Raw genomic sequence first — 21,573 nt, 5'->3', positions numbered from 1 at the left:
CCCCCCCCCCCCCCCCCCCCCCCCCCCCCCCCCCCCCCCCCCCCCCCCCCCCCCCCCCCCCCCCCCCCCCCCCCCCTGCTCTGTTCACTGCTGGTCAGCGGATGCCGTCAGCTCCAGCCCCCTCCCCGTCCCTTAGAACAGGAGAGCCCAGGAGTCGATCCTCCCCGTGTCTCCGGTGCCGAGGTCCGTGACCCTGAGCTTCCACACCCCCTCCGCCACTACGGCCGAGGCGTCCACCTGGTAGGTCCGGACGATGTCGTCATCGCTGCCCCCGGTGTGGTTGCGCAGGTTGTAGACGGTGCCGTCCGGGGCTACGAGGTCGACCCGCAGGTCACCGACCCAGGTGTGCCTGATCTCGACGGGCACGCGCAGCGCGGTCGGAGCGTTGCCGGTGATGCCGGAGACTGTGATCGGCGACTCGACGGTGGAGTTGTCGACGATCGGGTAGTCGTGCGAGTTCTCGAAGCGGTTGCCCGGGTTCGGCGGGGTGGTGCCGTCACCCGCGTACAGGAGCAGGTTCGGGGAGCCGGATCCGGGGCCGGCCACGACGTCGGGGGTGGCAGCGGCGACGAGGCCCTCGGCAACCTCCGCCGGGGAGCTTCGTGGGTGCTGCGATAGGTGGAGCGCCGCGGCGCCCGTGACGTGAGGGGCCGCCATCGACGTTCCCGAGATCTCTTCCGAGGCGTGGTCGTCGGAGTTCCACGCCGAGACGATGGAGGAGCCCGGCGCGAACACATCCAGGATGCTGCCGTAGTTGGAGTAGGAGGCCTTGCCGTCGCTGCTGTTGGTGGCTCCGACGGTGAGAGCTTCGGCGACGCGCGCCGGGGACCTGGTGCTCGCGTCCGTGTACTCGTTACCCGCCGCGACCGCGTATGTGATTCCGGATGCGATGGAATTGCGCACCGCGGTATCGAGTGCGGAGTTGGCGCGGCCGCCGAGCGACATATTGGCCACGGCCGGCTTGACAGCGTTCTGCGTCACCCAGTCGATGCCCGCGACGACCTGCGCGACGGTACCGGATCCGGAGTCGTCGAGGACCCGAACGCCGACGATCCCGGCCTTCTTGGCCACGCCGTACAGGGAGCCCGCGACGGTGCCGGCGACGTGAGTACCGTGGCCGTTTCCGTCCTGGGCCGTGTTGTCCTTGTCGATGGCGTCGAAGCCGTCCGAGGCGCGACCACCGAAGTCGCTGTGACTGATCCGTACGCCGGTGTCGATGATGTAGGCGGTCACACCCTCACCGGCCTGATCCGGGTGACTGTAGCTCTGATTGAGAGGCAGCGTCCGCTGGTCGATGCGGTCCAGGCCCCAGGACGGAGGGTCCGGCTGGGTGGCTCGACCGTCGATGGCGACGACGCTGTTCTGCACCACGGACTTCACCGCCGGGTCGGCCGCGAGTTTCCTGGCCTGGGCCTCGGAGAGCTCGGCGGAGTAGCCGTTGAGGGCGGCGGAGTAGGTTCGATCGATCCTCGCGCCGTACCGCTCGGCCACGGCCTTGCCACCGGGGGTCGCGGAGCGGGCGACGGAGTCCTTCAAGGTGATGATGTAGCTGCCGGGAACGGTCCCGGCGGCTCCGGCGTTCTCGATGACGCCTTGAGCCACTGCGACGCTTCCCGCCGCCGACGCGGGAAGCGCGAAGGCGGTGCCGAGCGCGACGGACAGAGCTGCGGTCGCGGCGATGCCGGCTAAGTGCGGACGGATATGACGCATCACGAACACGAGGGTCCTCCTCGTAAGTGGTGCACGACAGGGGTTTGGCACATCACTCCGGGGGGTGGCCGCCACGAGGTGTCCGCAACGGACATGTCGGGACGTTCATGAGCCGCTACCAGGAGGGCGCCGGGAAAAGCGTCCCATGTTTACGCGAACATAGTGTGTCGCGCGCGTAAAAACAGTCTCACCGACGCCTCACGGCGCAGCGACGAGAGTCCGTCCCGGCGGAGCCGGCTGGAGCGGGCACGCCCAGCGACGCTCAGGACGCATGGAGACCCTGGATCTCGTCGAGGTGGTTCTCAACCCAGTCCCGCAACTGCGTCAAGGGCTCCGCCACGCTATGGCCGAGCGCCGTGAGTGCGTACTCGACATGCAGCGGCACCGCCGGGTACACGGTCCGGTCGACGAACCCCTTCTCCTCCAGGCGGCGCAGCGTGTTCGTCAGGACCTTCGGGCTGACGCCCTCTAGACGGCGCAGCAGAGCACCGAAGCGCTGCGGTCCGTCCCCATGGCTCCGATGGCCAGCGCGGACCACTTGTTGGCCAGCAGGTCGAGCACCTCGCGGCACGGGCACTGCGCCGCGTAGACGTCGTGCTGGTCGTGCCGCTCCGACGTGCAGCCCCTGGCCATGGCCCTCCCTCTCTCCTCAACGGCTTCCACCTGGGCACTTTCCATTGGGAAGTAGCCTCCCTTGCAGGTTACTGCACCCCCAGGGGTACCGTCCGGAACGGGCCGCCGGATCCCCGGTTGGCACTCCTACCGGGTCCCGGGCAGGAGCCGGGAGCATTGCAATAGGGGCACGATGAGCGACCTCCACCATCGGGCTCTGCCGATGACTACGAACCAGGCGCGCCTGGGTGATTCGGGCGCGCCACCGACGACACGTGGGGCCGAGGTTGTCGCCGCCGACCACCGGACACCCCCGGCCGTCGCCGTCGCCGGCACTGACTCGGCACCGGGCGGGCGGCCGGAGAAGGAGACCACCGTGAGAGGAAGCGAGATCAACGAGTTGCCGAACGAGACGATGCGGGCGGTCGCCCACCGCACGAGCCTGCCGGTGGAGGACGAAGAGAGCTTGGTGGACGTCGAGCTGCCCGTGCCGAGGCCGCGCCCGCACGACCTGCTCATCCGGGTGGAGGCCGTAGCGGTCAACCCGGTCGACTACAAGGTGCGCCGCGACGACGCCCGGGCGGCCGGCTCAGGGTGCTGGGCTGGGACGCGGCCAGGACCGTCATCGGGGTCGGCGACCGGGTCGAGCGGTTCGGTGTCGGCTTCGAGGTCTACTACGCCGGCGCCATCGACCGCCCCGGCGGCAACGCCCAGTACCACGTCGTCGACGAGAGCGTCGTCGGGCCCAAGCCGGCCACCCCTTCCTTCACGAACGCCGCGGCCCTGCCGCTGACTTCCCTCACAGCCTGGGAGGGCCTGTTCGAACGGCTCGGCCTGAGCGAGCAAGAAGTCCGGCGGGAGACCGGCACGTTGCTGGTGACCGCGGCCGCCGTCGGCGTCGGCGTCGGCGTCGGCGTCGGCGTCGGCGTCGGCGTCGGCGTCGGCGTCGGCGTCGGCGTCGGCGTCGGCGTCGGCGTCGGCGTCGGCGTCGGCGTCATGGTGGCGCAGATGGCAGGCGCGCTCACCGACCTGACGGTGATCGGCACCGCCTCGCGACCGGAGAGCGTCGAGTTCGCACGCCGGATGGGTGTGGCGCACACCGTCGACCACCACCGTCCGCTGCCGCAGCAGGTGGCCGAGGTGGCACCCGGCGGCCTGGACCACGTCTTCAGCACGGTCGGCACGGACCGCAACCTCGCCGCCCACGCGGACATGCTCCAGCCCTTCGGCGGGATCGTGGCCATCGACGACTTCGGACCCGTTGAGTTCACCCGGTCGCTGTACCGGACCCCGGGCCGGGCACGGCAGCTCCACATCCTCACCCGCGTCGCCGGGCCCGTGGACCGCGGTGCCCTCGTGACAACCGCCACCACGGACCTCGGCAGGGTCAACGCGGCCCACCTGCGGGAGACCCACCGGATCCTGGAATCCGGCAGCGCCATCGGCAAGATCACCCTCACCGGCTTCTGAGCCGACCCATCGGACCCCACACACCGCACCGCCCGACCCCAGGAGAGGCCATGTCCCCCCAGCCCCACCCGCTTGTCGCCCTCGCTCGTGTTCGGGCGAAGCCGACGCGACGCGAGGCACTGCAGGAAGCCCTGTCCGCACTGGTCGAACCGTCCCGTGCCGAGCCGGGCTGCTTCGACTACACGCTGTTCGAACTACTGGAGGATCCCGGCACCTTCTACGTACGCGAGACCTGGGCCGACCAGGAAGCACTCGACCTCCACATGGCCACGCCCCACTTCCTGGCCTTCTCGGCCCGGTTCGCAGACCTCCTGGCGGAACCGATCAGGCTGATCCCGCTGCGCGAGGTAACGGTCACCGCACCGACCGGTCCGGCCTGACGGCCACCTGTGTCCGGCCCGGCCCGGCGGGTCCGTGCCGGGCCGGGCCGGACGCAGGTGGCCGTCACAGGCCGTCGCCGGAACCAGCCCACGGAATCACTGAACGCTGCCTGCCGATCCCCCCAACCCCCGCGAGCCGAGGAGTCCTCATGCCTCGCATCGTCCCCGTCACTCCGGCCGCCCGCCGATCCCGCGGTCTCGCGGCGTGCGCCCGCCACTACGAACTCGCCGCCGACATCAGGGCCCCGCATGCTGCGTACCTGGATCGTGGCAAGGCTCGCCGGATGGCACCTGCACAGCCTTACCGACGACCTGATCCTGATCGCGACCGAACTGGCCACCAATGCCGTGCGCCACGGCGGAACCGCTGCCCGGATCACCCTGGCCCTGCGGGATCTCGGCACCGGCGCACGGGTGGTGCGGCTGGAAGTCGAGGACTCCGGCCCGGGCTTCGCCCCCCCGCTCCCGCACCCATCCACTCAACGTCGAGAACTGCACGGGCCGCGGACTGTTGCTGGTGGACGTACTGAGCAGCGCCTGGGGCGCCGGACCGACGGCCACCGGCCACCGGGTCTGTGCGGAGTTGTCGGCCGCACCGGCCGGGATGTCCCGGCCGATGTGAGGGCCGCTTCGGCCCTCACACCCGAAGGATTCGCAGTGACGGCCGATGCACAGCAGGTCAGGGGCAGTTGACCATCGGGTCGCCGGGGTCGCGGGTGCAGGTGTCGAATCCGATGCCCCCGTCGAGGCTGTCGTTGCCGTTGATGCCGTCGGTGGTGACGAGGGTATCGATGCCCTCGTCACCGTTCAGGGTGTCGTTGCCGGCCTCTCCGGTCAGGGAGTCGTTACCGGTGTTCCCGTTGAGGGTGTCATTGCCCTCGTTCCCGTTGAGGGTGTCGTTCCCCGGCCCACCGCTGATCGTGTCGTTGCCCCCCAGCCCGAAGATGGTGTCGTTGCCCGGTCCTCCGTTGATGGTGTCGTTGCCCGGAGTGGCCGCCGCGGAGCCGAGGAACCCGGGCGGTTCGTCTCCGACCAGCCGATCGGCGTGCGGGCCGCCGCTCAGCGTGTCCTTGCCGCTGCCCCCGTAGAGGGTGGCGGGAGCGTCGAGGTTCGGGGAGACCGTGATGGAGTCGTCACCGTCCTGGCCGTGCGCCTGCACGACCGTGGGGAGCGGGCACGCCGCGCTTCCCGGTGAGCGCGACTCACAGGCAGTTCCGGCTCGTACCTCGGCCGCCGTGTCCGACACGATGACGACACTGCCCTCACGGCGGACGGTGATCTCGTTGGCGACGCCCTGGCCGGCCGTGACCAGCAGTGTTCCTCTGGACATCTCGACCACCGTGGCGCCCACGAGATGCCGGGACCCGGCCGCGAGCGGCGCCGCCGCCGCCGAGGCGGACGTGACACCGCTCGCGGCGCAGACGAGGGCTGCCGTCGCGAGCAGTGCGTGGAGGGGGCGCATGGTCATGGTGTATGTCTCCTTCGTCATGGGCACGGCCGGCGCGGGCAGGTCTTCGCGCCGCTCCCGGAGGCCGGTCACGGGCAGTCGGTGACGCTGTCGCCCAGGTCGGCCCGGCAGGTGTCGCTCTGCGCGCCCCCCAGTACGTGGTCGTTGCCGCCGACTCCGTCGACGGCGTCGAGGCTGTCCTGGCCCGCGCCGCCCTCCACGTAATCGTTGCCGCTGCCGGCGATCACGTGGTCGTTGCCGTTGCCGCCGCTCACCACGTCGTTTCCTGCCCCGGCGTTGACGAGGTCGGCGCCGCTCCGGCCCTCGATCGAGTCGTTGCCCGGGCCGCCGAAGAGCCGGTCCGGGCCACTTGCGCCGATGAGGGTGTCGTTGCCGTCTCCCCCGGCGAGGAAGTCGGAGCCTTCGTTGCCCTCCAGCGTGTCGTTGGCGCTGCCGCCGTAGAGGCGGTCGTCGCCGGCCCCACCGATGAGGGTCACTCCCGGACTCGCCAGGAAGGACGTAACCTCGTCGGCCTGGTCACCCGCGTTGACGACTAGCTCGGTGAGGTCGCCGGCGTCCCGGCAGACGGCTTCGTAGGCGCCGACCGTGGTGCACCCGCCGAAGGCGGTCACCGTGTCGCCGGTGTCCCTGACCCGGATCGTGTCCCCGTCCCGCCACACCGAGATGGTGTTGCCGAGGCCAACGGCGGCGGTGACGGTGACGGTGGTACCGGCCCTGCTCACCAGCGTGTCGGCTGCTGAACTGCCGGCCGCGCGGCCGGTGGTGGTCGCACCCGCCGGGCCTGTCAGGCCCAGCGTGATGCCGAGCAGCGCCGTCACGACTGCAAGGGCGCGGCGTTGAGGTGGTGAAACCTTGCTCATGGTCTGTCTCCTGAAGATCGATCGAGGACGTCAGGACCAAACGGGCGGCGAGGCGCGAAGACGCAGAGATTCAATCAGAATCAAACGCATATCCACATAATCGCTCACCTCGGTAGGTTGATGGCGCCGCTGTCCGGTGTCAAGCGGCCCCGTTGCGCCCGTCCGGCCTGCCCGTGCGTTGCGGCGTGCGCGGACCTGGCCCTTTCGGAACTCCTACAGGAGCACCTTCGGCCACACAACGGCTCGATCTCAGGGGCCCGACGTCGGGGTCGGGGTCACTCGCGGTCGGCGGACCGCGCCGTCAGGACCGCCTTGCGCCTGCGCCGAAGCATCAGCAGCCCGGATGCGGACACGAGTGCCAGACCTCCTACGAGAAGCCACGGCACCTCCAGAAAGCGGTCGGACGCAGAACCGCTCAGGCTGTCCGCCGTCGCCGTGACGGTGACGTCGCCCCGGCCGGCGAAGGGTGCGCCGGACCACGATGCGGAGAGCCGCACTTTCCGGCCCGGAAGCAGTTCCGACGGCACTCCCGTCAACTGCCGTTCGGCGGGCCCTCCCACGTACACCCCGCCCACGCGAACGGACACGACGGGAGCGAGGGTCTCGTTGCCCGTGTTGTGAAGGGTGTACACGACGGTCGACTTGCTGCCGCCCGTCCACGGCATCCAGGGGTTCTGTGCCGTGAACCGGACGTCCTCGACGGCGACGCCGGGTTGGCGCTGCCCGTCGATGCGCAGGTAGATCCTTGCTCCGACTCCGCGCTGGACGCCCACGTGGGAGCCCGCCCCCGGGCGCACGCGCTCGTCGACAGCGACGAGGGCCCCGACGTGATCACCCGGCGAGGCGTCGGAGGGGATGCGAAGGGTGATGCCGACCGTCAGCGCAGAACGGGCCGGGACGGTGATGACATCCCGCTCGGGCTTTCCCCAGGCGCCCACGTCCCGTTGGGTCTCCTCGATCCCGCGCACGGCGAGTCCGCCGTCGCGCTCCGTGTTGTGGGCATCGGCGACGTAGAGGCGGAAGGTCAGGGCGCCGTCCGTGGTGTTGGTGACAACCGCGCGGTCGGAGAGTGTCGTGCCGGGGGTGGCGGGGAACTGGAACGCCGCCCGCGGCGTGATCGCGGAGTCCGCGGGCCTGACCGACCATTCACCGTTGTCCGCCGCTGCGGCCGGTGCGGGGCAGAGGGCCGCCAGGACAAGGACAAGGAAGGCGACGGAGGCTGTACGCATGGCTCTTCAGCTTTCTGGGGCGCCGTGTGCCGGACGCATGGCGGCGTCCGGCACACGCGCGCGGTCAGAGGAGGGTAAGGGTGAGCGTTCCGACGTAGTCGCCGACGGGCGTGTACTTCGGGATGTTCAGGGAGACGGCGGCGTCGGCGGTGAACTCTCCGCCGGTCAAGTCACCGGCGGGGGCCTGGGCCAGGGTCGCGCCGCCCTTTCCGACGGTTCCCGGGCTTCCCGCCGTGCAGGAGCTGGGGCTGTCGGGCTTGGTGGTGCACGTGGGCGTCCAGGAGAGCCGGCCCCCATCGATCTTTCCGCGCGATCCGGTGAAGTCTGTGACCTTGCCCGTCAGTGACCAGCCTGCCGTCCCGCCGCGGAAGTCCTTGACGGCCGCCGTGTTGAGGCGGCCTGCCGAGGTGCCCCCGGCTCCGAAGTCGACCGGCGGCAGTCGGACGGGGTCCGCCGTGGTGGACATGGTGAGCACACCCGCGCTGACCGAGGTGGTGAGCTGCTGGTCCGCCGTTCCGGGGGCGGGCGGGTCGGTGGGATCGGTGGGGTCGGCCGGATCCGCCGCGGCGGCTACCCTCCACGCCTGGCCGGCCGACCCGTCGCACTCCGACTGGACGATCCTGGCCCCGGCCGCGGTGGATCCGCCCTGGGCGGCGAGGCACTTGCTGCTGTGCTGGGCGACGATCCGGACGTAGCCGTCGGAGACGGTCTCGAAGCGCCAGCGCTGGTTGTCTCCCCAGCCGCAGTCGTATTGCTTGACCTCGGCCCCGTCGGCCATCGACCTGTCGGCGACGTCGAGGCACTTGCCGCTGTGCTGGGCAAGGATGCGGACGTACCCGTTGCTGTTGTCGGTGAACCGCCATTGGCTGTTCAGTCCGCCGGTGCACTTCTCCTGGGTCACCGGCACCTGGTTGTCGGAGAGGCTGTCCGTCACGGTCGCACAGGCGCCGCTCTGCTTGCCGGTCATCGTGCGGAGGGGGTCGCCGCCGGTGCCGGATATGCGGCCCGTCTGCGTGTCGATCGCGACCTGGGGGTACCACGGAAGAGTCATGGTCGTGGCCGTTGGGAACTCCAGTGGGAGCCATACGTACTTCGAGTCGTTGACGCGGTTCGGGTTGGACCACACTCCCGCCCAACGGTCCCCCATGTAGAGGAAGGATGTGGTTTCGGTACCTTCCACCGGCAGGACGAACGTCGTTTGCGAGTGGTGGCCGTCGCGGTTCCCGACGTCCTTCATCGGCGACCACGGTCCGGCGAGGCTGGTGGCCGTGGCGTACTTCTGCTGGTTCGGGTCCCAGTAGCTCGTCCCGGAGGTGAGCATGAAGTACACGTCTCCGCGCTTGAACACCGCCGGCGACTCACGGTGCTGACCGGGCCACGGGTTCGCCACCAGAGCCTTCACCTGCGTGTAGTCGTCGGTGAGCTCATAGATGTGCAGATCGGCGTTGTGGTTGGCGGCGGAGATCATGTAGGCCTTGCCGGCAGCCTTGTCCTCGTACACCGTGATGTCTCGGGACATGTGCTCGGCGCCCGAGGCGTCCTTCGGACGGAAGGAGCCCTTCCATTCGTACGGACCGTCCACCGTCGAGGAGACCGCCACCGCGGCCCGCGCCTCGGCGTAGGAGTCGTCCGCCTCCTTGTGCATCCACATCACGAACTGCTTGGTCTTCTCGTTGTAGAGGACCTTCGGCCGCTCGATCACCGCGGAACGGATCTCCGGGTCGGCCTCCTGGGTCAGGGCGTGCCCGCGAGGTTCCCAGTTCTTCAGGTCCTTGGAACGGTAGGCCGAGACGTAGCGGAACTTGTTGTCCTCGCCCCGGTCCTCGCCGAACCAGTAGTAGTGGTCGCCGACTTTGAGCACTCCACCGCCGTGCGCCTGCACTCCTTGCCCCGCCGTGTCCGGGAACTGCGTGCCGGACTCGGTAGTGACGGGTGCGGCGAGCGCCGCAGGCGCCCCGCCCAGGACGGGGAGGAGCAGGCTCAGGCCTACGAGTGCGGATCTCACTCTTCTCAATGCAGATCCTCGATGTCACCGCGCGTCCGCAGCGCCTGTGCGAGTGAAGGGTCCCACCCCCACCCGCACAGGAAGCAACATATTTGCGCGTGAACCAACATTTGTGCCCAGAGAGTGGCCCGCCCATTGCGCGAATGTCAACAGCTTGTGAAGAAATATGACAGCTTGTGCAGGACCTTCGAGCTGAGAGTCACCCGCCCTGGGCACTCCGCCGTCCGGGCGCACTCGCCGCCCAAGTCCACCTATCCGTATGGAGGTTCGGCACTTTCGCGATGCCGGCGGCCGCATGGACAGGGGTCGGAGGGTGAGAGGGGCGAACGCGTGCGAAGGTTGCCCGGACGCCGCGGCTCGTCAGATCCTGGTGGCCAGGGGGACGGAGACCTGCTTGAGCCAGCGCCCTGCCGCGAAGTCGCGCGCCTTGACGACGACGCGGTCCCGGTGCACCTCGACTTGGAGGCCCTGGTTGAAGACTCCGGGGACCGTGTTCTCGCCGCCCTGTCCGTTATCGGTGAAGCCGGTCTGTACGGCGCCGGTGTTGACCACCGAGAACCCGTCCAGGTTGGCAGTGCCGGGCACGACCCGGCGCACGTACCAGTCGGACAGGGCCAGGTTCCAGTGCGTGTGCCCGCTGAAGAGGAACACGTCCCGGTGGCGACCCAGCAGGTCGAGCAGTGCGTCGGCCTGGAGGTAATCGCTCATGTAGAGCTTGTTGCGTGTCCCCGACACCGTGTCCGGCAGAGGGTGGTGGGCGACCACCATCACCGGTTTGCGACGTCCTGCCCAGTACCGTAGTCGCTCGTCAAGCCACGACAACTGCGCCTCGCTCAGCCACACTTCGTCCCAAAGTTTGGGGTCCTGGTAGTGCATGTAGCGCTCGGTTCCGATGGTCAGGACGGGTATGCCGCCGAACGTCGTCTCCGCGTACACGGCGCTGCGCCCGGCGAACCGGTAGAAGCTTCGGAACAGGGAGTCCTCGGTGGCGCCGTTGGGCCAAGTGGCCAGGGCGAGCGTCTGCGGATCGGCGTACTTGGGGACGTAGAACTCGTGGTTGCCGATGGCCCAGGCGATCTCGCGCGGGCGGGGACCTCGCTCCAGTACCTGCCGCACCGCCGCGTATTCGAAGTCGTAACCGCGCGGCGTGATGTCGCCCGCCACGGCGATTCCCGCACCGTTCGGGGCGGTGGCCGCGATGTCCCTCAGGGCGACGGTCAAGTCACCCAGGTCCCCCTGAATGTCGCTGATGACGTTGAACGTGCTCAGCGGCGTGGTAGGAGGGTGGCCGAGCGGCTGCGCCCCGGCCGGCGTCGAGGTCGTGGCGCCAAGGGTGATTGCGCCCGCCGCCGAGGTGATCAGAGACCTGCGTTTCATGAATGTGTGGTCCTTACGCTGATGTGGGGCGCGCACGCGGGCCGGCCCCGTGGACGAGACCCCGTATGTTTACGCAACCAATGCGGCCGGCGCGTGAATGCCGGGCAACACCTCCCCCGACACCGTCACGGCGCGCCCGGCGCGCCCGGAGGCGGACCGCGGGGTTCGCCTCCGGCAACGCGGCCGAATCCGTCGTTGCTACTACCCGGCCACCGGGTCCGCGCGGAAGGTCCAGGATTGGTTGCGCCCCGTATTGGGTCGGTAGATGCCGACCGGAGCGTCTACGGCGGTGGAGGCGCCGGTGACGTCGAGGAGGGTGCCGGTCGCGCTGTTGATCACGGTGTGGTGTCCGTTGCCGGAGGTGGACAGCATCCACTGCTGCTGCTCGGACGGGCCCGGTGGAAGGAGGGTGAGTTCGCCGCCCACGACAGCGAGGGCTTGGCCGCTGCCCGCGTTCGTCAGGCGGTACGAGGCCGTGCTGCTCCAGTCACCGGGCAACGACCTCATGAGGGTCCACTGCTGTGTGGTGTCGAGCCGGCTCGGGGGACGCTGGACGAGTGCGCTGTCGGCTCCGGCCGCGGCGGCGGTGAGGGCGAGCCCGCTGTGGTCGTTGACCAGAAGCACGGAACCGGCCGCGGGGGCCGCCTTCTCGGGGTCGACCCCGGACGCGCCCGGTACGACAAGGGTCGTGACCGAATGGGCGGCGAGGGTCACGGTGAGGCGCTTGCCGCTGATGGGGACGTCGGATTCCCGGTGAACGTCGCGGGTCGCGTCCGTGGTGTAGCGCTGGACCGGCGCGGAGGAGACCTCCCGGAAGCCGGTGAGATCCAGCTCGATCGTACGGGCCGAGCCCGTGGGGTTGGTGTGCACCACGACCGCACCCTGCCCGCCGGGGCGCATGGCAGCCAGAGTGTGGTCGTCGTCCGTGCCGATGACGCGGGAGCCGGGCCTGATGAATCGGCTGTACTGAGCCATCGCCCAGTACTTCTTGTTCTTGCGCAATGGCTCCTTCGACGCGTCGGCCGGGGTGAAGTCGGTTTGAATCAAACCCCAGTTGGAGTCCTCGTGGGCCGGGGTCATGTTCTCGTAGTCCTCGACGGCCTGCCACAGCACCCATGCCCGGGGTTCGAGCTGCGTGAGGTCGTCGGTGATGCGCTCCGCGAGGTCGAGGGCCGGACTCATGTGGGTAAAGCTCTGCGGGACGGTGCCACCGAGGTCCACCTCCGACATCCACAGAGGCGTGTGCGCGCCCTTGGCGATGTCCCGTGCCCCGCTGCGTCCGCCCGTCCCGTAGGTGTGGGTGTTGAGCCGTCCGATGGAGGAGCGGACGGTGTTGCCGTAACCGTCCCAATTGGCACGGAACATGTCCGGGTCCGTCTCGTCCATCGCCGCGATCCGTGTTCGCATCCCACTGCGGTCGAGCTCGGCGCGCAGTGCCCCGATCATGCGGGCCTGGGACTCGGGGGCCCAGTGCGAGCCTTCCTGGCGTCCGCCCGCGCGCCAGTAGGCGGTGCCCGGTTCGTTGACGGGCGACACGGAGGCGAAGGTGAGGCCCGTGCTGTTCTGCACTCGCTGCAGAGACCCGGCGAGGTAGGCGGCGAAGCGCTCGTACTGATCGGAACGCAGGTTGTCGTCCATGGGGTTCACCGCCCCGCTCACACGCCCGCTGTTGGTCATGAAGTACGGCGGTGAGTTCGAGAACGCCTCGAAGGTGTCGGCGCCCCGGGCTTTGGCCGCCCTGAGCCACCAACGCTGGTTGCCGTCGGCGTACGGGTCCCAGTGACCGGGGTTGTCCGGGTCCCAGGCATCGGGCAGCTGGGTGCCGGACCGGCTCCAGTGACCGGGTACGGCAGCCCCGGCGCGCATGTAGGGCGCGGTCTCCGGGCTGTCGCCACCGCCGATGTTGTAGCGGGCGATGGTGAGGCCGAGCCCTTCGGCGCCGTAGAGGGCGTCGGCGAGCCGGTTGCGCTGGGCGTCGGGCCAGCCGCCCGTGACGTTGGCGAACCATGCGAGTGCGGTGCCCCACCCCTCGAACGGGGCCTGCTGGTACCCGGGATCGAGGCGGACAGGGACCGGTGCCGGCTGCACGGCGGCAGCTGCGGCCGGAGGTAACGCCGCGCCCCCCACGAGGAGTGCGACGACGGCCGCGAGCGAGGTGGTGAGGATGGTTTGCCTGCGCATGTGGCGACGGGTGGTGTCCGGGGGCGTTCTTCTGAAGACGTGCACGGCTGATCTCCTGTCGTGAGCCGGTACGGGTTCAGGGGAAGTGAAGGAACCTGAGGAGTGCGCCGCGTCGGAGCGGCCCAACGCGGGTCCCCGCCCACCCTGGTGTGATGTTTACGTGAACATCGTGCGGTGGGGGAGAGTGTCGAAGCGGTGGCCAGGCGTGTCAAGAGAACCGGCGAGTAGCACGGAACGCACCCCCCTCGGCGCGCAGCGCTACCATCCGTAAGGAATGCGCCCACGCAGTCGGCCTGGGGCAGGGGTTCGGAGGTCCGGTTCACATGCCGCGCGAGGTCGGAGCAAGAACACCGAGGTCCCGTCCGCTGCGCCAGTCGCCCTCCATGGCCGACGTCGCCGCCATGGCGGGAGTCTCATCGCAGACGGTCTCGCGCGTGGCCAACAACCGGGAGAACGTCGACGCGTCCACGCGCGAGCGGGTGCTGGCCGCGATGAAGATGCTCGGGTACCGGCCCAACACGGCCGCCCGAGCGCTGGTCACCGGGCGCTTCGGCACGCTGGGCGTCATCAGTTTCGACATCAGCGCCTACGGCAACGCCAGGACCTTCGCCGCCATCTCCGACGCCGCCCGCGAAGCCGACCTGTTCGTGAACTTCATGGGGGCCCGGGCACAGACCGAAGCGGCCGTGCGCCAGGCGTTCCAGCAGCTGATGGTCCAGTCGGTGGACGGCATCATCCTCATCGAGTCGCAGATCCTGGACACCCCCGAACTCCGACTGCCGTCCGCCGTCCCCGTGGTCTTCGCCGACGGGGACACCGGCCACCGCTACGCCAACGTCGACATCGACCAGGCCGAGGGCACCCGTAGCGTGGTGGCGCACCTGCTGGGCCTCGGCCACCGAACGGTCTGGCACGTCGCGGGGCCCCGCGACTCGTACGCGGCGCGCCGCCGGGCCGAGGCGTGGCACCGCTCGCTCAAGGACGCGGGCACGGTCGTACCTCCGCTCGTCTACGGTGACTGGTCGGCGGCATCGGGGTACCGCGCCGGACGTGAGCTGGCCGCCCGCCCTGAGGTGACCGCGATCTTCGCCGCCAACGACCAGATGGCCCTCGGCGTCATGCGCGCGCTGCAGGAGGCGGGCCGGCGCGTGCCCCAGGACGTGAGCGTGACCGGCTTCGACGACGTTCCCGAGGCCGCGTTCTTCCCCGCCCCCCTCACCACCGTCCGGCAGGACTTCGACGCCGTGGGCCGCCACTGCGTCACCCTGCTCCTGGAGCAGATCGACGGCGGGACGGGCGGCCCGCGCCAGGCTTCGGTGGCGCCCGTCCTGGTGGTGCGCGAGAGCACGGCGGCGCCGGCCGGCTGAGCGGCCGGGTGCCGGGCCGCCCTCAGGACGTGCGGGCTTTCGCCTCCCTGGCGGCACGGCGTCCCGCCGCCACGGTTCCGAAGGTCTCGCGGTCGTCCAGGAAGCCCTCCAGGGCGAAGGTGGCGGCTCCGAGGCTCACCGGGTTGTCCGGCACGGTGCTCAACTGGAACGTGAGCGCCTGGAGCGTCGCCGGTAGCGCGTGCGCCGCGATGACGTCGCGGGTCTGCCGCAGCAGCGGCTCGCCGAGCCGGTCCGCCACCCAGCCGCCCAGCACCAGGGCCTGCGGATTGAACAGGTTGAGGAGATCGGCCGCGGCCTCCCCCAGGTAGCGGGCGGTCCGCGCCACGGCTTCGGTGGCCACGGCGTCGCCCTCCGCCGCGGCGCGGGCGACATTGGTGGTGACGGTGTCCTCGTCGGCGTCCAGCAGGGGGCTTTCCGCGTCCAGCTCCCTTACTGTGCGGGCGATGCCGCGGGTGCTGACGTAGGCCTCGACGCAGCCCTGCCTGCCGCACCTGCACTCCCGGCCGCCGCGGACCAGGCACGTGTGACCCCACTCCCCGGCGCTGTTGGTGGCACCCCGGTAGAGCGCTCCGTCAACGGCGATGCCCGCGCCGACGCCTGCCCGGAGGGTCAGGACGACGAGGTCGTCGACCTCGCGTCCGGCGCCGAACCACATCTCTGCGACGGTGCCGGCCTTGAGCGGGTTGTCCAGGTACAGGGGCATCGGGAGGCGCTCGGCGAGCAGGGAGCGCAGCGGTACGTCGCGCCAGGACCAATAGGGCGAGAAGACGGACACGCCGCCCTCGCGCTCCACCAGGCCGGGGACGCTGACGCCCGCACCGAGGATGCGCGGAGCCGCGCCCGTGGCGTCCGAGAGGCCTTCGACCCCCGTCACGATCGCGTCGACCACGTCGTCCGGACGAACGTCGGTCTGCGGCAGCGGCAGCCGCACGCTGCGCAGCACCGTCAGCGCCAGGTCGAACAGCTCGACCTGGACGGATGTCTCCGCCACGTCGATCCCGACCAGCGCACCGCGCTCCGCGTTGACCGCGAGGCGGGCCCGCGGGCGCCCGCCCTTGGAGTCCTCGTGGCCGGCCTCGCGGAGGACTCCCGCCTCCAGCAGCTCGGCGACGAGGTTGGCCACGGTCGCGAAGGACAGGCCGGTCGCCGCGGCGATCTCCTGCCGGCTCACCGGGCCGGGGGCGGCGAAGACGCACCGCAGCGCGTCGAACCGATTGCGGCGGCGGATGTCCTGGGCGGTGCGTTTCGCCATGGGCTGCGTCCTTCCGTGTGGGCAGCGGCCGTTGTCGTACTGGAGGTCGAGCTTATTCCATGCGTTGGACGATGAGTATTTACATGGGTTAGAAGAACTCTTAGAGTTTCGTCGCATCAGAGAGGAGCGACACCATGCACTTGACGGCACTGCCGTGCGCGCCCTTGCCGGGACGCCTGACCGAGGGCCCTGTCTGGCATGCCGGACACGGTGACTTGCTGTGGGTGGACATCACGGCGGGCCTCGTCCACCGGGCTCGTCTGGTGGACCGTGACGACGACAGCGGTCTGCCGGATCTCGGCCCCGGGACGACCCTCAGCCTCGACCGGACCGTCGGGGCGGTCGCGCCGTGCGCGTCCGGCGGGTTCCTGGCGGCCGCCGGGACGTCCTTCCTCCGGGTGGACGACGCCGGTGTGGTCACTCCGTTCGCCGCCCCCGTCATCCCCGACGACGGCACGCCGCGACGGTTCAACGACGCCAAGTGCGACCCCGCCGGCCGACTGCTGGCCGGCACCATGGCCCACGACGCGACCCGGGGCGCGGGCACCCTCTACCGCCTCGACCCCGACGGCACCGTGACGTCCCTGCTGAGCCCGGTCACCATCTCCAACGGCCTCGGCTGGAGCCCCGACGGCCGGCTGCTGTACTACGCGGACAGCCCTACGCGCCGCGTCGACGTCTTCGACCACGACCCCGCCACCGGTGCCCTCTCGGCCCGCCGCCCCTTCGCCGACATCGGCCCCGCCGGCCTGCCGGACGGCCTGTCGGTCGACACCGAGGGCCGGGTCTGGGTGGCGGTGTGGGGAGCCGGGCAGGTCAGGGCCTACACCTCCGACGGCGCACTCCACGCCGTGGTGACGGTTCCCGCCTCACAGGTCTCCAGCTGCGCCTTCGCCGGCCCGGATCTGGATCTCCTGATGATCACCACCGCGGCCGACGGGCTGACGGCCGAACAGCTCGCGGCGGAGCCGCACGCCGGCCGGATCTTCATCTGCCGGCCCGGTGCCACCGGCCTGCCGGTCCCGCCCTTCGCCGACGATCCGACGCAATCCCCCGGCTCATCCACCACCTCAAACGACCCCCGAGGTTCCGCATGACCCCCAACCCCCTGGTCCCCGCGCTCGCCGTCGCCCCCGTGATAGCGATCCTGCGTTCCCGATCTCCCCGCCACTTCGCCGCCACCGCCGACGCCCTCCACGAAGCGGGTATCCGGGCCATGGAGTTCACGCTCACCACCCCGGGAGTCCTGCACGCGCTGCGTGAGTACGCCGAGTCCAAGCCGGCCGCCATCGCCCTCGGCGCGGGCACCGTCATGACCCCGTCCGACGCGATGCGCGCCGTGGAAGCCGGCGCCACCTACCTCATCACGCCGGCCGCCTGCCTGGACGTCATTCGAGAGGCCCGCCGTCTCGGAGTTCCGGTGCTCCCCGGCGCCCTGACGCCGAGCGAGATCGTGGCGGCCTGGCGAGAGGGCGCCACGATGGTCAAGCTCTTTCCCGCCTCGGTCGGCGGCCCGGAGTACCTGCGGGCCGTTCGGGCACCCCTGCCGCACGTCCCGCTCGTTCCCACGGGTGGCATCGAGCTCGACCAGGCCCCCGCCTATCTCGCAGCGGGTGCGCGCGCCCTGGGCATGGGCAGCCCGCTGATCGGAGACGCCTGCGAGGGCGGTGACCTGGAGGCGCTGCGAGAACGCGCCGCCACACTGCTGGACGGCATCCGCTCATGACCGCGCTCGTCACCCTCGGCGAAGCCATGGCTGTCCTGGCGGCCGACCGGCCCGGCCCGCTCGCCTCCGGCACTTCGCTCCGCCTGGGGTTCGCGGGGGCCGAGGCCACGGTCGCCATCGGCGTCAGCCGTCTCGGCCACGCCGCGTCCTGGACCGGGCGGGTCGGGGCCGACAGCGCAGGCACGATGATCCTCGCCGGACTGCGCGGTGAGGCCGTCGACGTCACTCGCGCACGCGTCGACGAGGCCGCGCCGACCGGGCTCATGCTGCGCGAGCGCCGCACACCCGACCACACCCGTGTCACCTACTACCGGCGCGGACTCGCGGGCGCCCGCCTGGACCCCGAGGACATCGACCCCGAACTCATCGCCCAGGCCCGGATCCTGCACGTCACCGGCATCACCCCCGCTCTCGGCGACGGGCCGCGGGCCGCCGTACGGCGGGCCGTCGAGCTCGCCCGCGCCGCCGGCGTCACGGTCAGCCTGGACCTCAACTACCGGGCCCGGCTGTGGACCCGGGAGGAGGCCACCGCCGAACTGACCCACCTCGTCAGCCGCGCGGACATCGTCTTCGCCGGTCCCGACGAGGCCTCGCTGGTCGTTCCCGAGGCCGAATCCGCCGACATGGGGCGCACCCTACTCGACCTCGGCCCGCGCGAAGCGGTCGTGAAACTCGGCGCCCGAGGGGCCCTTGCGGTCACGCGCGGCGGCGAGGCCGTCCAGGACATCCTGCCGGTCACCCTGGTGGATCCGATCGGCGCGGGTGACGCCTTCGTCGCCGGATACCTCGCCGGACTCCTCGACGGCACCGACCTCCCGGGCCGGCTCCTGCTCGCCGCGACGTGCGGCGCCTTCGCGGTGGCCGCGGCCGGCGACTGGGAGGGCCTGCCCCGGCGTGCAGAACTGGACCTGCTCCACGGTGCGGACGTCACTCGCTGACGTGAGAGTCCCGGTCACCCCCAGCCCACTCCCCCACTCCACCCACGAAAGACCAGCCATGAACCGATTCACAGGGCGAACCGCTGTCGTCACCGGCGCCTCGTCCGGCATCGGCGCAGCCAGCGCCGTACGTCTGGCCGCCGAAGGGGCCGCCGTCGTCCTCGCCGATATCGACGAGGCGGCGGGCACCGCACTCGCGCGGAAGATCCGCGACGACGGGGGCCGCGCGGAGTTCGTGCCGTGCGACGTCTCCTCCGAACAGGACTGGCGCAGCCTGAAGGGCCGCACGCACACGATGTTCGGCCCGGTGGCCGTCGTGCACAGCAACGCCTTCACCCACACGCCCGCGCCCGCCCACGAACTGTCCGCCGGCGACTGGGACCGTGACATGGCCGTCAACCTCAAGGCGCCCTACCTGGCCGTACGGACCTTCCTCGACGACCTGCGCGCCGCCCGCGGCTCCTTCGTGGCCACGTCCAGCGTGCACGCGCTGTGCGGTCTGCCGGGCTATCCGGCCTACGCGGCAGCGAAGGGGGGCATGTGCGCGCTCGTCCGCCAACTCGCGGTCGAGTACGGACCGGAGGTGCGGTTCAACTCCGTACTGCCCGGCCCCATCCTCACGGAGAACTGGCAGGACGTGGACGAGGAGGGCCGTCTGCTCTCCGCCCGTGCCACCGCCCTCGGGCGGCTCGGCCTCCCCGAGGAAGTGGCGGCCGCCGTCGCCTTCCTCGCGTCCGACGACGCCTCGTACATCACCGGCACGAACCTGACCGTGGACGGCGGCTGGACCGTGAAGAAGGAGTCCAAGTGAAGATCACCTCTCTGAGGACCTACCTCGTCGCCCCCCGCTGGTGCTTCCTGCGCGTGGACACCGACGAGGGCATCACCGGCTGGGGCGAACCGGTCGTCGAGGGCCGGGCGCACACGGTCGCGGCCGCCATCGAGGAACTCTCCGACTATCTCGTGGGCCAGGACCCGATGCGCATCGAGGACCACTGGCAGGTCCTCACGAAAGGCGGCTTCTACCGCGGCGGCCCCGTGCTGTCCAGCGCGGTCGCGGGCATCGACCAGGCGCTGTGGGACATCGCGGGCAAGGCGCTGGGCGTGCCGGTGTGGCAACTGCTCGGTGGCAACGTCCGCGACCGGGCACGGGTGTACAGCTGGATCGGCGGGGACCGACCGACCGACGTCGCGGAGCAGGCCGCCGCCCGCAAGGCCGAGGGCTTCACGGCCATCAAGATGAACGCCTCGCCCCAGCTGGAACTGATCGACACGCCGCAGGCCGTCCGGGACATCGTCGAACGGGTGGAGAGCGTCCGCTCGGAGGTCGGCGACGGCTTCGACATCGCCGTGGACTTCCACGGCCGGCTCACCCTCCCCATGGCACGGCGGGTGCTTCCCTTGCTGGAGCCGTATCTGCCGTTCTTCGTCGAGGAGCCGGTGGTTCCCGAGATGAGCGCCCACATCGGCGAGGTCGTGCGGTCCACCAGCATCCCCATCGCCACCGGCGAACGACTGTATTCCCGGTGGGACTTCAAGCCGGTGCTCCAGCAGGGGATCGCCGTGGCCCAGCCCGACCTCTCGCACGCCGGTGGGATCTCGGAGGTGCGGCGCATCGCGGCGATGGCGGAGGCCCACGACGTCTCCCTGGCGCCGCACTGTCCGCTCGGCCCGATCGCGCTGGCCGCCTGCCTGCAGGTCGGCTTCGCCACACCCAACCTGTTGATCCAGGAGCAGAGCCTCGGCATCCACTACAACGCCGGGTCGGACCTGTTGGACTACCTCACCGACCGGTCGGTCTTCCGCTATGAGGACGGCCACGTCGGCCTGCTCACCGCACCCGGCCTGGGTATCGATGTCGACGAGAAGGCCGTCGAACGCGCCGCCGAGACCGGCCATCGCTGGCGCAACCCGATCTGGCGGCGGGCCGACGGCTCCCTCGCCGAATGGTGAGGCGTTGAGTCCCCGCGCGGTCCGGACCCAGCAGTCGGCCGAGCGTCAGGAGGCCAAGGACTCCAGCTGCCTTCGAGTGGCCGGGCCGTAGACCCCCGGCGGGTCGCCGCGGACGCCGTACTTCGCCTGGAAGCCCCGAACCGCGTCGTCGAGGTGCCGGTCGTAGCGGCCTCGCTGGGGCAGGGTCCACAAACCCAGCTGCGCGAGGCGCCGCTGCAGATCGACGACTTGGGGACCCGTGTCGTGCCGGCGCAGTGTCGGCTGCTCGGCGGGCGCCGTCGGCGACGCGGGAGGGACGGTGCTCGGACCGCCGGACTGTTGTCCGGCAGCCGGCTCTTCGTTCATGGCGGTGGGTGTGCCCGTGGTGGGCACGGACGGGACCGCCGAAGACGGTGTACGCACCGGACTGTTCCCGGTTACCGGCGGTGTGCCCCGGGGAAGGTCCGGGAGCGGACCGGGGGGCCCGGACGCCTCGGGTGGCGTGCTTGGCTCCTCCTCCACATCGAGTACGTCGAGCCGGCTCGCGGGGGCGTGCGCCGTCGCCTCCCCGGTGTCCTGGCTTCGGGCGAAGGCATACGCCCCCGCGATGGCCGCGGAGCCGATCAGGGTGGCGAGGGCCGCGGTGACGCGCAGCGGTCGACGCTGCTTCGCGGGTCGGCGCGCCCGGTGGCCCGCCGAACTGCTCATGACAACGGGCTGTCCGAAGGCGTCCCCGCCGGGCGGCGGGCCGCTCTCGTACGCGACCTGCGCCGTGACCCACACCGTGGCGGTGTTCATGGTGCTCGCCGCGTCCCCCGGCGCGGGTTCGTGCGGGGCGATGTACGGCCTGACCCAGTCGCGGTCGAACCGCGCCGGGGCAGCGGGCCACCCCGCGCTCACGTCGTGGTGCTCGATGCCACAGGCACAGCGCAAGGGGTCACCGCATCGGGGGCAGAAGGGGGTGCTCACCAAACTCCAGTCGGCTGTTCCGGGAAATGCAGAATGGCCCCTCGGCGCGCTACGTCGTACGCGTCTTGAATTGTCG

19 protein-coding genes and 2 pseudogenes are annotated in these 21,573 nt (G+C 70.7%); 9 read left to right on the top strand and 12 right to left on the bottom strand.

Features of this window, described 5'->3' with window-relative positions:
• Positions 1–132: 132 nt before the first annotated feature.
• From NOD94_RS01665 to NOD94_RS01655, 3 genes are all read right to left on the bottom strand, one after another.
• On the bottom strand, positions 133–1,710 hold the full coding sequence (locus NOD94_RS01665) for a S8 family peptidase (protein WP_281203860.1): 1,578 nt from the start codon (positions 1,708–1,710) through the stop codon (positions 133–135).
• 262 nt (positions 1,711–1,972) lie between these two features.
• On the bottom strand, positions 1,973–2,248 hold the full coding sequence (locus NOD94_RS01660; RefSeq protein ID WP_281203844.1) for a helix-turn-helix domain-containing protein: 276 nt from the start codon (positions 2,246–2,248) through the stop codon (positions 1,973–1,975).
• Complete coding sequence (locus tag NOD94_RS01655; RefSeq protein WP_281203843.1) at positions 2,179–2,388, bottom strand: hypothetical protein; 210 nt, start codon at positions 2,386–2,388, stop codon at positions 2,179–2,181. Before NOD94_RS01655 ends, NOD94_RS01660 begins: the two co-directional genes overlap by 70 nt.
• A 528-nt stretch (positions 2,389–2,916) precedes the next feature.
• Between NOD94_RS01655 and NOD94_RS01650 the strand changes: the two genes are divergently transcribed.
• The 3 genes from NOD94_RS01650 to NOD94_RS01640 all read left to right on the top strand — a co-directional run bounded on the left by NOD94_RS01650 (position 2,917) and on the right by NOD94_RS01640 (position 4,865).
• Positions 2,917–3,792, top strand: a complete 876-nt coding sequence (locus NOD94_RS01650; RefSeq protein ID WP_281203842.1) for a zinc-binding dehydrogenase — start codon at positions 2,917–2,919, stop codon at positions 3,790–3,792.
• Positions 3,793–3,842: 50 nt separating this feature from the next.
• Positions 3,843–4,172: a putative quinol monooxygenase gene (locus tag NOD94_RS01645; protein WP_281203841.1), complete on the top strand. Its 330-nt coding sequence runs from the start codon at positions 3,843–3,845 to the stop codon at positions 4,170–4,172.
• Between the two features lie 249 nt (positions 4,173–4,421).
• A complete protein-coding gene (locus NOD94_RS01640) occupies positions 4,422–4,865 on the top strand; it encodes an ATP-binding protein (protein WP_281203840.1) in 444 nt (147 codons plus the stop codon).
• Here NOD94_RS01640 and NOD94_RS01635 read toward each other — a convergent pair.
• From NOD94_RS01635 to NOD94_RS01605, 7 genes and pseudogenes are all read right to left on the bottom strand, one after another.
• Positions 4,852–5,640 (bottom strand): calcium-binding protein, encoded by a 789-nt coding sequence (locus NOD94_RS01635; protein ID WP_281203839.1) that lies wholly within the window; start codon positions 5,638–5,640, stop codon positions 4,852–4,854. The two genes, NOD94_RS01640 and NOD94_RS01635, sit on opposite strands and share 14 nt — an antisense overlap.
• Before the next feature lie 68 nt (positions 5,641–5,708).
• Positions 5,709–6,500, bottom strand: a complete 792-nt coding sequence (locus NOD94_RS01630) for a calcium-binding protein (RefSeq protein ID WP_281203838.1) — start codon at positions 6,498–6,500, stop codon at positions 5,709–5,711.
• Between the two features lie 275 nt (positions 6,501–6,775).
• Positions 6,776–7,729 (bottom strand): LPXTG cell wall anchor domain-containing protein, encoded by a 954-nt coding sequence (locus NOD94_RS01625; protein ID WP_281203837.1) that lies wholly within the window; start codon positions 7,727–7,729, stop codon positions 6,776–6,778.
• A gap of 64 nt (positions 7,730–7,793) precedes the next feature.
• A pseudogene (locus tag NOD94_RS01620) lies at positions 7,794–8,240 on the bottom strand (beta-xylosidase); the annotation flags it as partial.
• 60 nt (positions 8,241–8,300) lie between these two features.
• Positions 8,301–9,590, bottom strand: a pseudogene (locus NOD94_RS01615) (RICIN domain-containing protein); the annotation flags it as partial.
• 504 nt (positions 9,591–10,094) lie between these two features.
• Complete coding sequence (locus tag NOD94_RS01610) at positions 10,095–11,111, bottom strand: DUF4073 domain-containing protein (protein ID WP_281203836.1); 1,017 nt, start codon at positions 11,109–11,111, stop codon at positions 10,095–10,097.
• Positions 11,112–11,312: 201 nt separating this feature from the next.
• Positions 11,313–13,292, bottom strand: a complete 1,980-nt coding sequence (locus NOD94_RS01605) for a glycoside hydrolase (protein ID WP_281203835.1) — start codon at positions 13,290–13,292, stop codon at positions 11,313–11,315.
• Positions 13,293–13,675: 383 nt separating this feature from the next.
• On the opposite strand from NOD94_RS01605, the gene NOD94_RS01600 reads away from it, so the two are divergent.
• The gene (locus NOD94_RS01600; RefSeq protein ID WP_281203834.1) at positions 13,676–14,659 is read left to right on the top strand and encodes a LacI family DNA-binding transcriptional regulator; all 984 of its coding nucleotides are present in this window, start codon (positions 13,676–13,678) and stop codon (positions 14,657–14,659) included.
• A 22-nt stretch (positions 14,660–14,681) separates the two neighbouring features.
• On the opposite strand, the gene NOD94_RS01595 is transcribed toward NOD94_RS01600, so the two are convergent.
• The gene (locus NOD94_RS01595; RefSeq protein WP_281203833.1) at positions 14,682–15,932 is read right to left on the bottom strand and encodes an ROK family transcriptional regulator; all 1,251 of its coding nucleotides are present in this window, start codon (positions 15,930–15,932) and stop codon (positions 14,682–14,684) included.
• Between the two features lie 134 nt (positions 15,933–16,066).
• Here NOD94_RS01595 and NOD94_RS01590 point away from each other — a divergent pair, with 134 nt between their 5' ends.
• Genes NOD94_RS01590 through dgoD form a run of 5 tightly spaced genes read left to right on the top strand, consistent with a single transcriptional unit; the run spans position 16,067 to position 20,549 of the window.
• The gene (locus NOD94_RS01590) at positions 16,067–17,029 is read left to right on the top strand and encodes an SMP-30/gluconolactonase/LRE family protein (protein ID WP_281203832.1); all 963 of its coding nucleotides are present in this window, start codon (positions 16,067–16,069) and stop codon (positions 17,027–17,029) included.
• A complete protein-coding gene (locus NOD94_RS01585) occupies positions 17,026–17,658 on the top strand; it encodes a bifunctional 4-hydroxy-2-oxoglutarate aldolase/2-dehydro-3-deoxy-phosphogluconate aldolase (RefSeq protein WP_281203831.1) in 633 nt (210 codons plus the stop codon). Before NOD94_RS01590 ends, NOD94_RS01585 begins: the two co-directional genes overlap by 4 nt.
• Complete coding sequence (locus tag NOD94_RS01580) at positions 17,655–18,596, top strand: sugar kinase (protein ID WP_281203830.1); 942 nt, start codon at positions 17,655–17,657, stop codon at positions 18,594–18,596. The genes NOD94_RS01585 and NOD94_RS01580 overlap by 4 nt, the downstream gene beginning before the upstream one ends.
• 58 nt (positions 18,597–18,654) lie before the next feature.
• Positions 18,655–19,407: an SDR family NAD(P)-dependent oxidoreductase gene (locus NOD94_RS01575; RefSeq protein ID WP_281203829.1), complete on the top strand. Its 753-nt coding sequence runs from the start codon at positions 18,655–18,657 to the stop codon at positions 19,405–19,407.
• Positions 19,404–20,549: a galactonate dehydratase gene (gene dgoD, locus NOD94_RS01570; protein ID WP_281203828.1), complete on the top strand. Its 1,146-nt coding sequence runs from the start codon at positions 19,404–19,406 to the stop codon at positions 20,547–20,549. Before NOD94_RS01575 ends, dgoD begins: the two co-directional genes overlap by 4 nt.
• 45 nt (positions 20,550–20,594) lie before the next feature.
• Here the strand turns inward: dgoD and NOD94_RS01565 are convergent, their stop codons facing one another.
• Positions 20,595–21,428 carry a peptidoglycan-binding domain-containing protein gene (locus NOD94_RS01565; RefSeq protein WP_281203827.1) on the bottom strand — a complete coding sequence of 278 codons (834 nt, stop codon included), beginning with the start codon at positions 21,426–21,428 and terminating at the stop codon, positions 20,595–20,597.
• Between the last annotated feature and the right edge of the window lie 145 nt (positions 21,429–21,573).

Source organism: Streptomyces sp. Isolate_45 (genome assembly GCF_024721315.2).
In the GTDB taxonomy this organism is placed as follows: Bacteria; Actinomycetota; Actinomycetes; order Streptomycetales; family Streptomycetaceae; genus Streptomyces.
The sequence above is the reverse complement of the archived record's forward strand: the minus strand, read 5'-3'. Positions and strand labels throughout refer to the sequence as shown.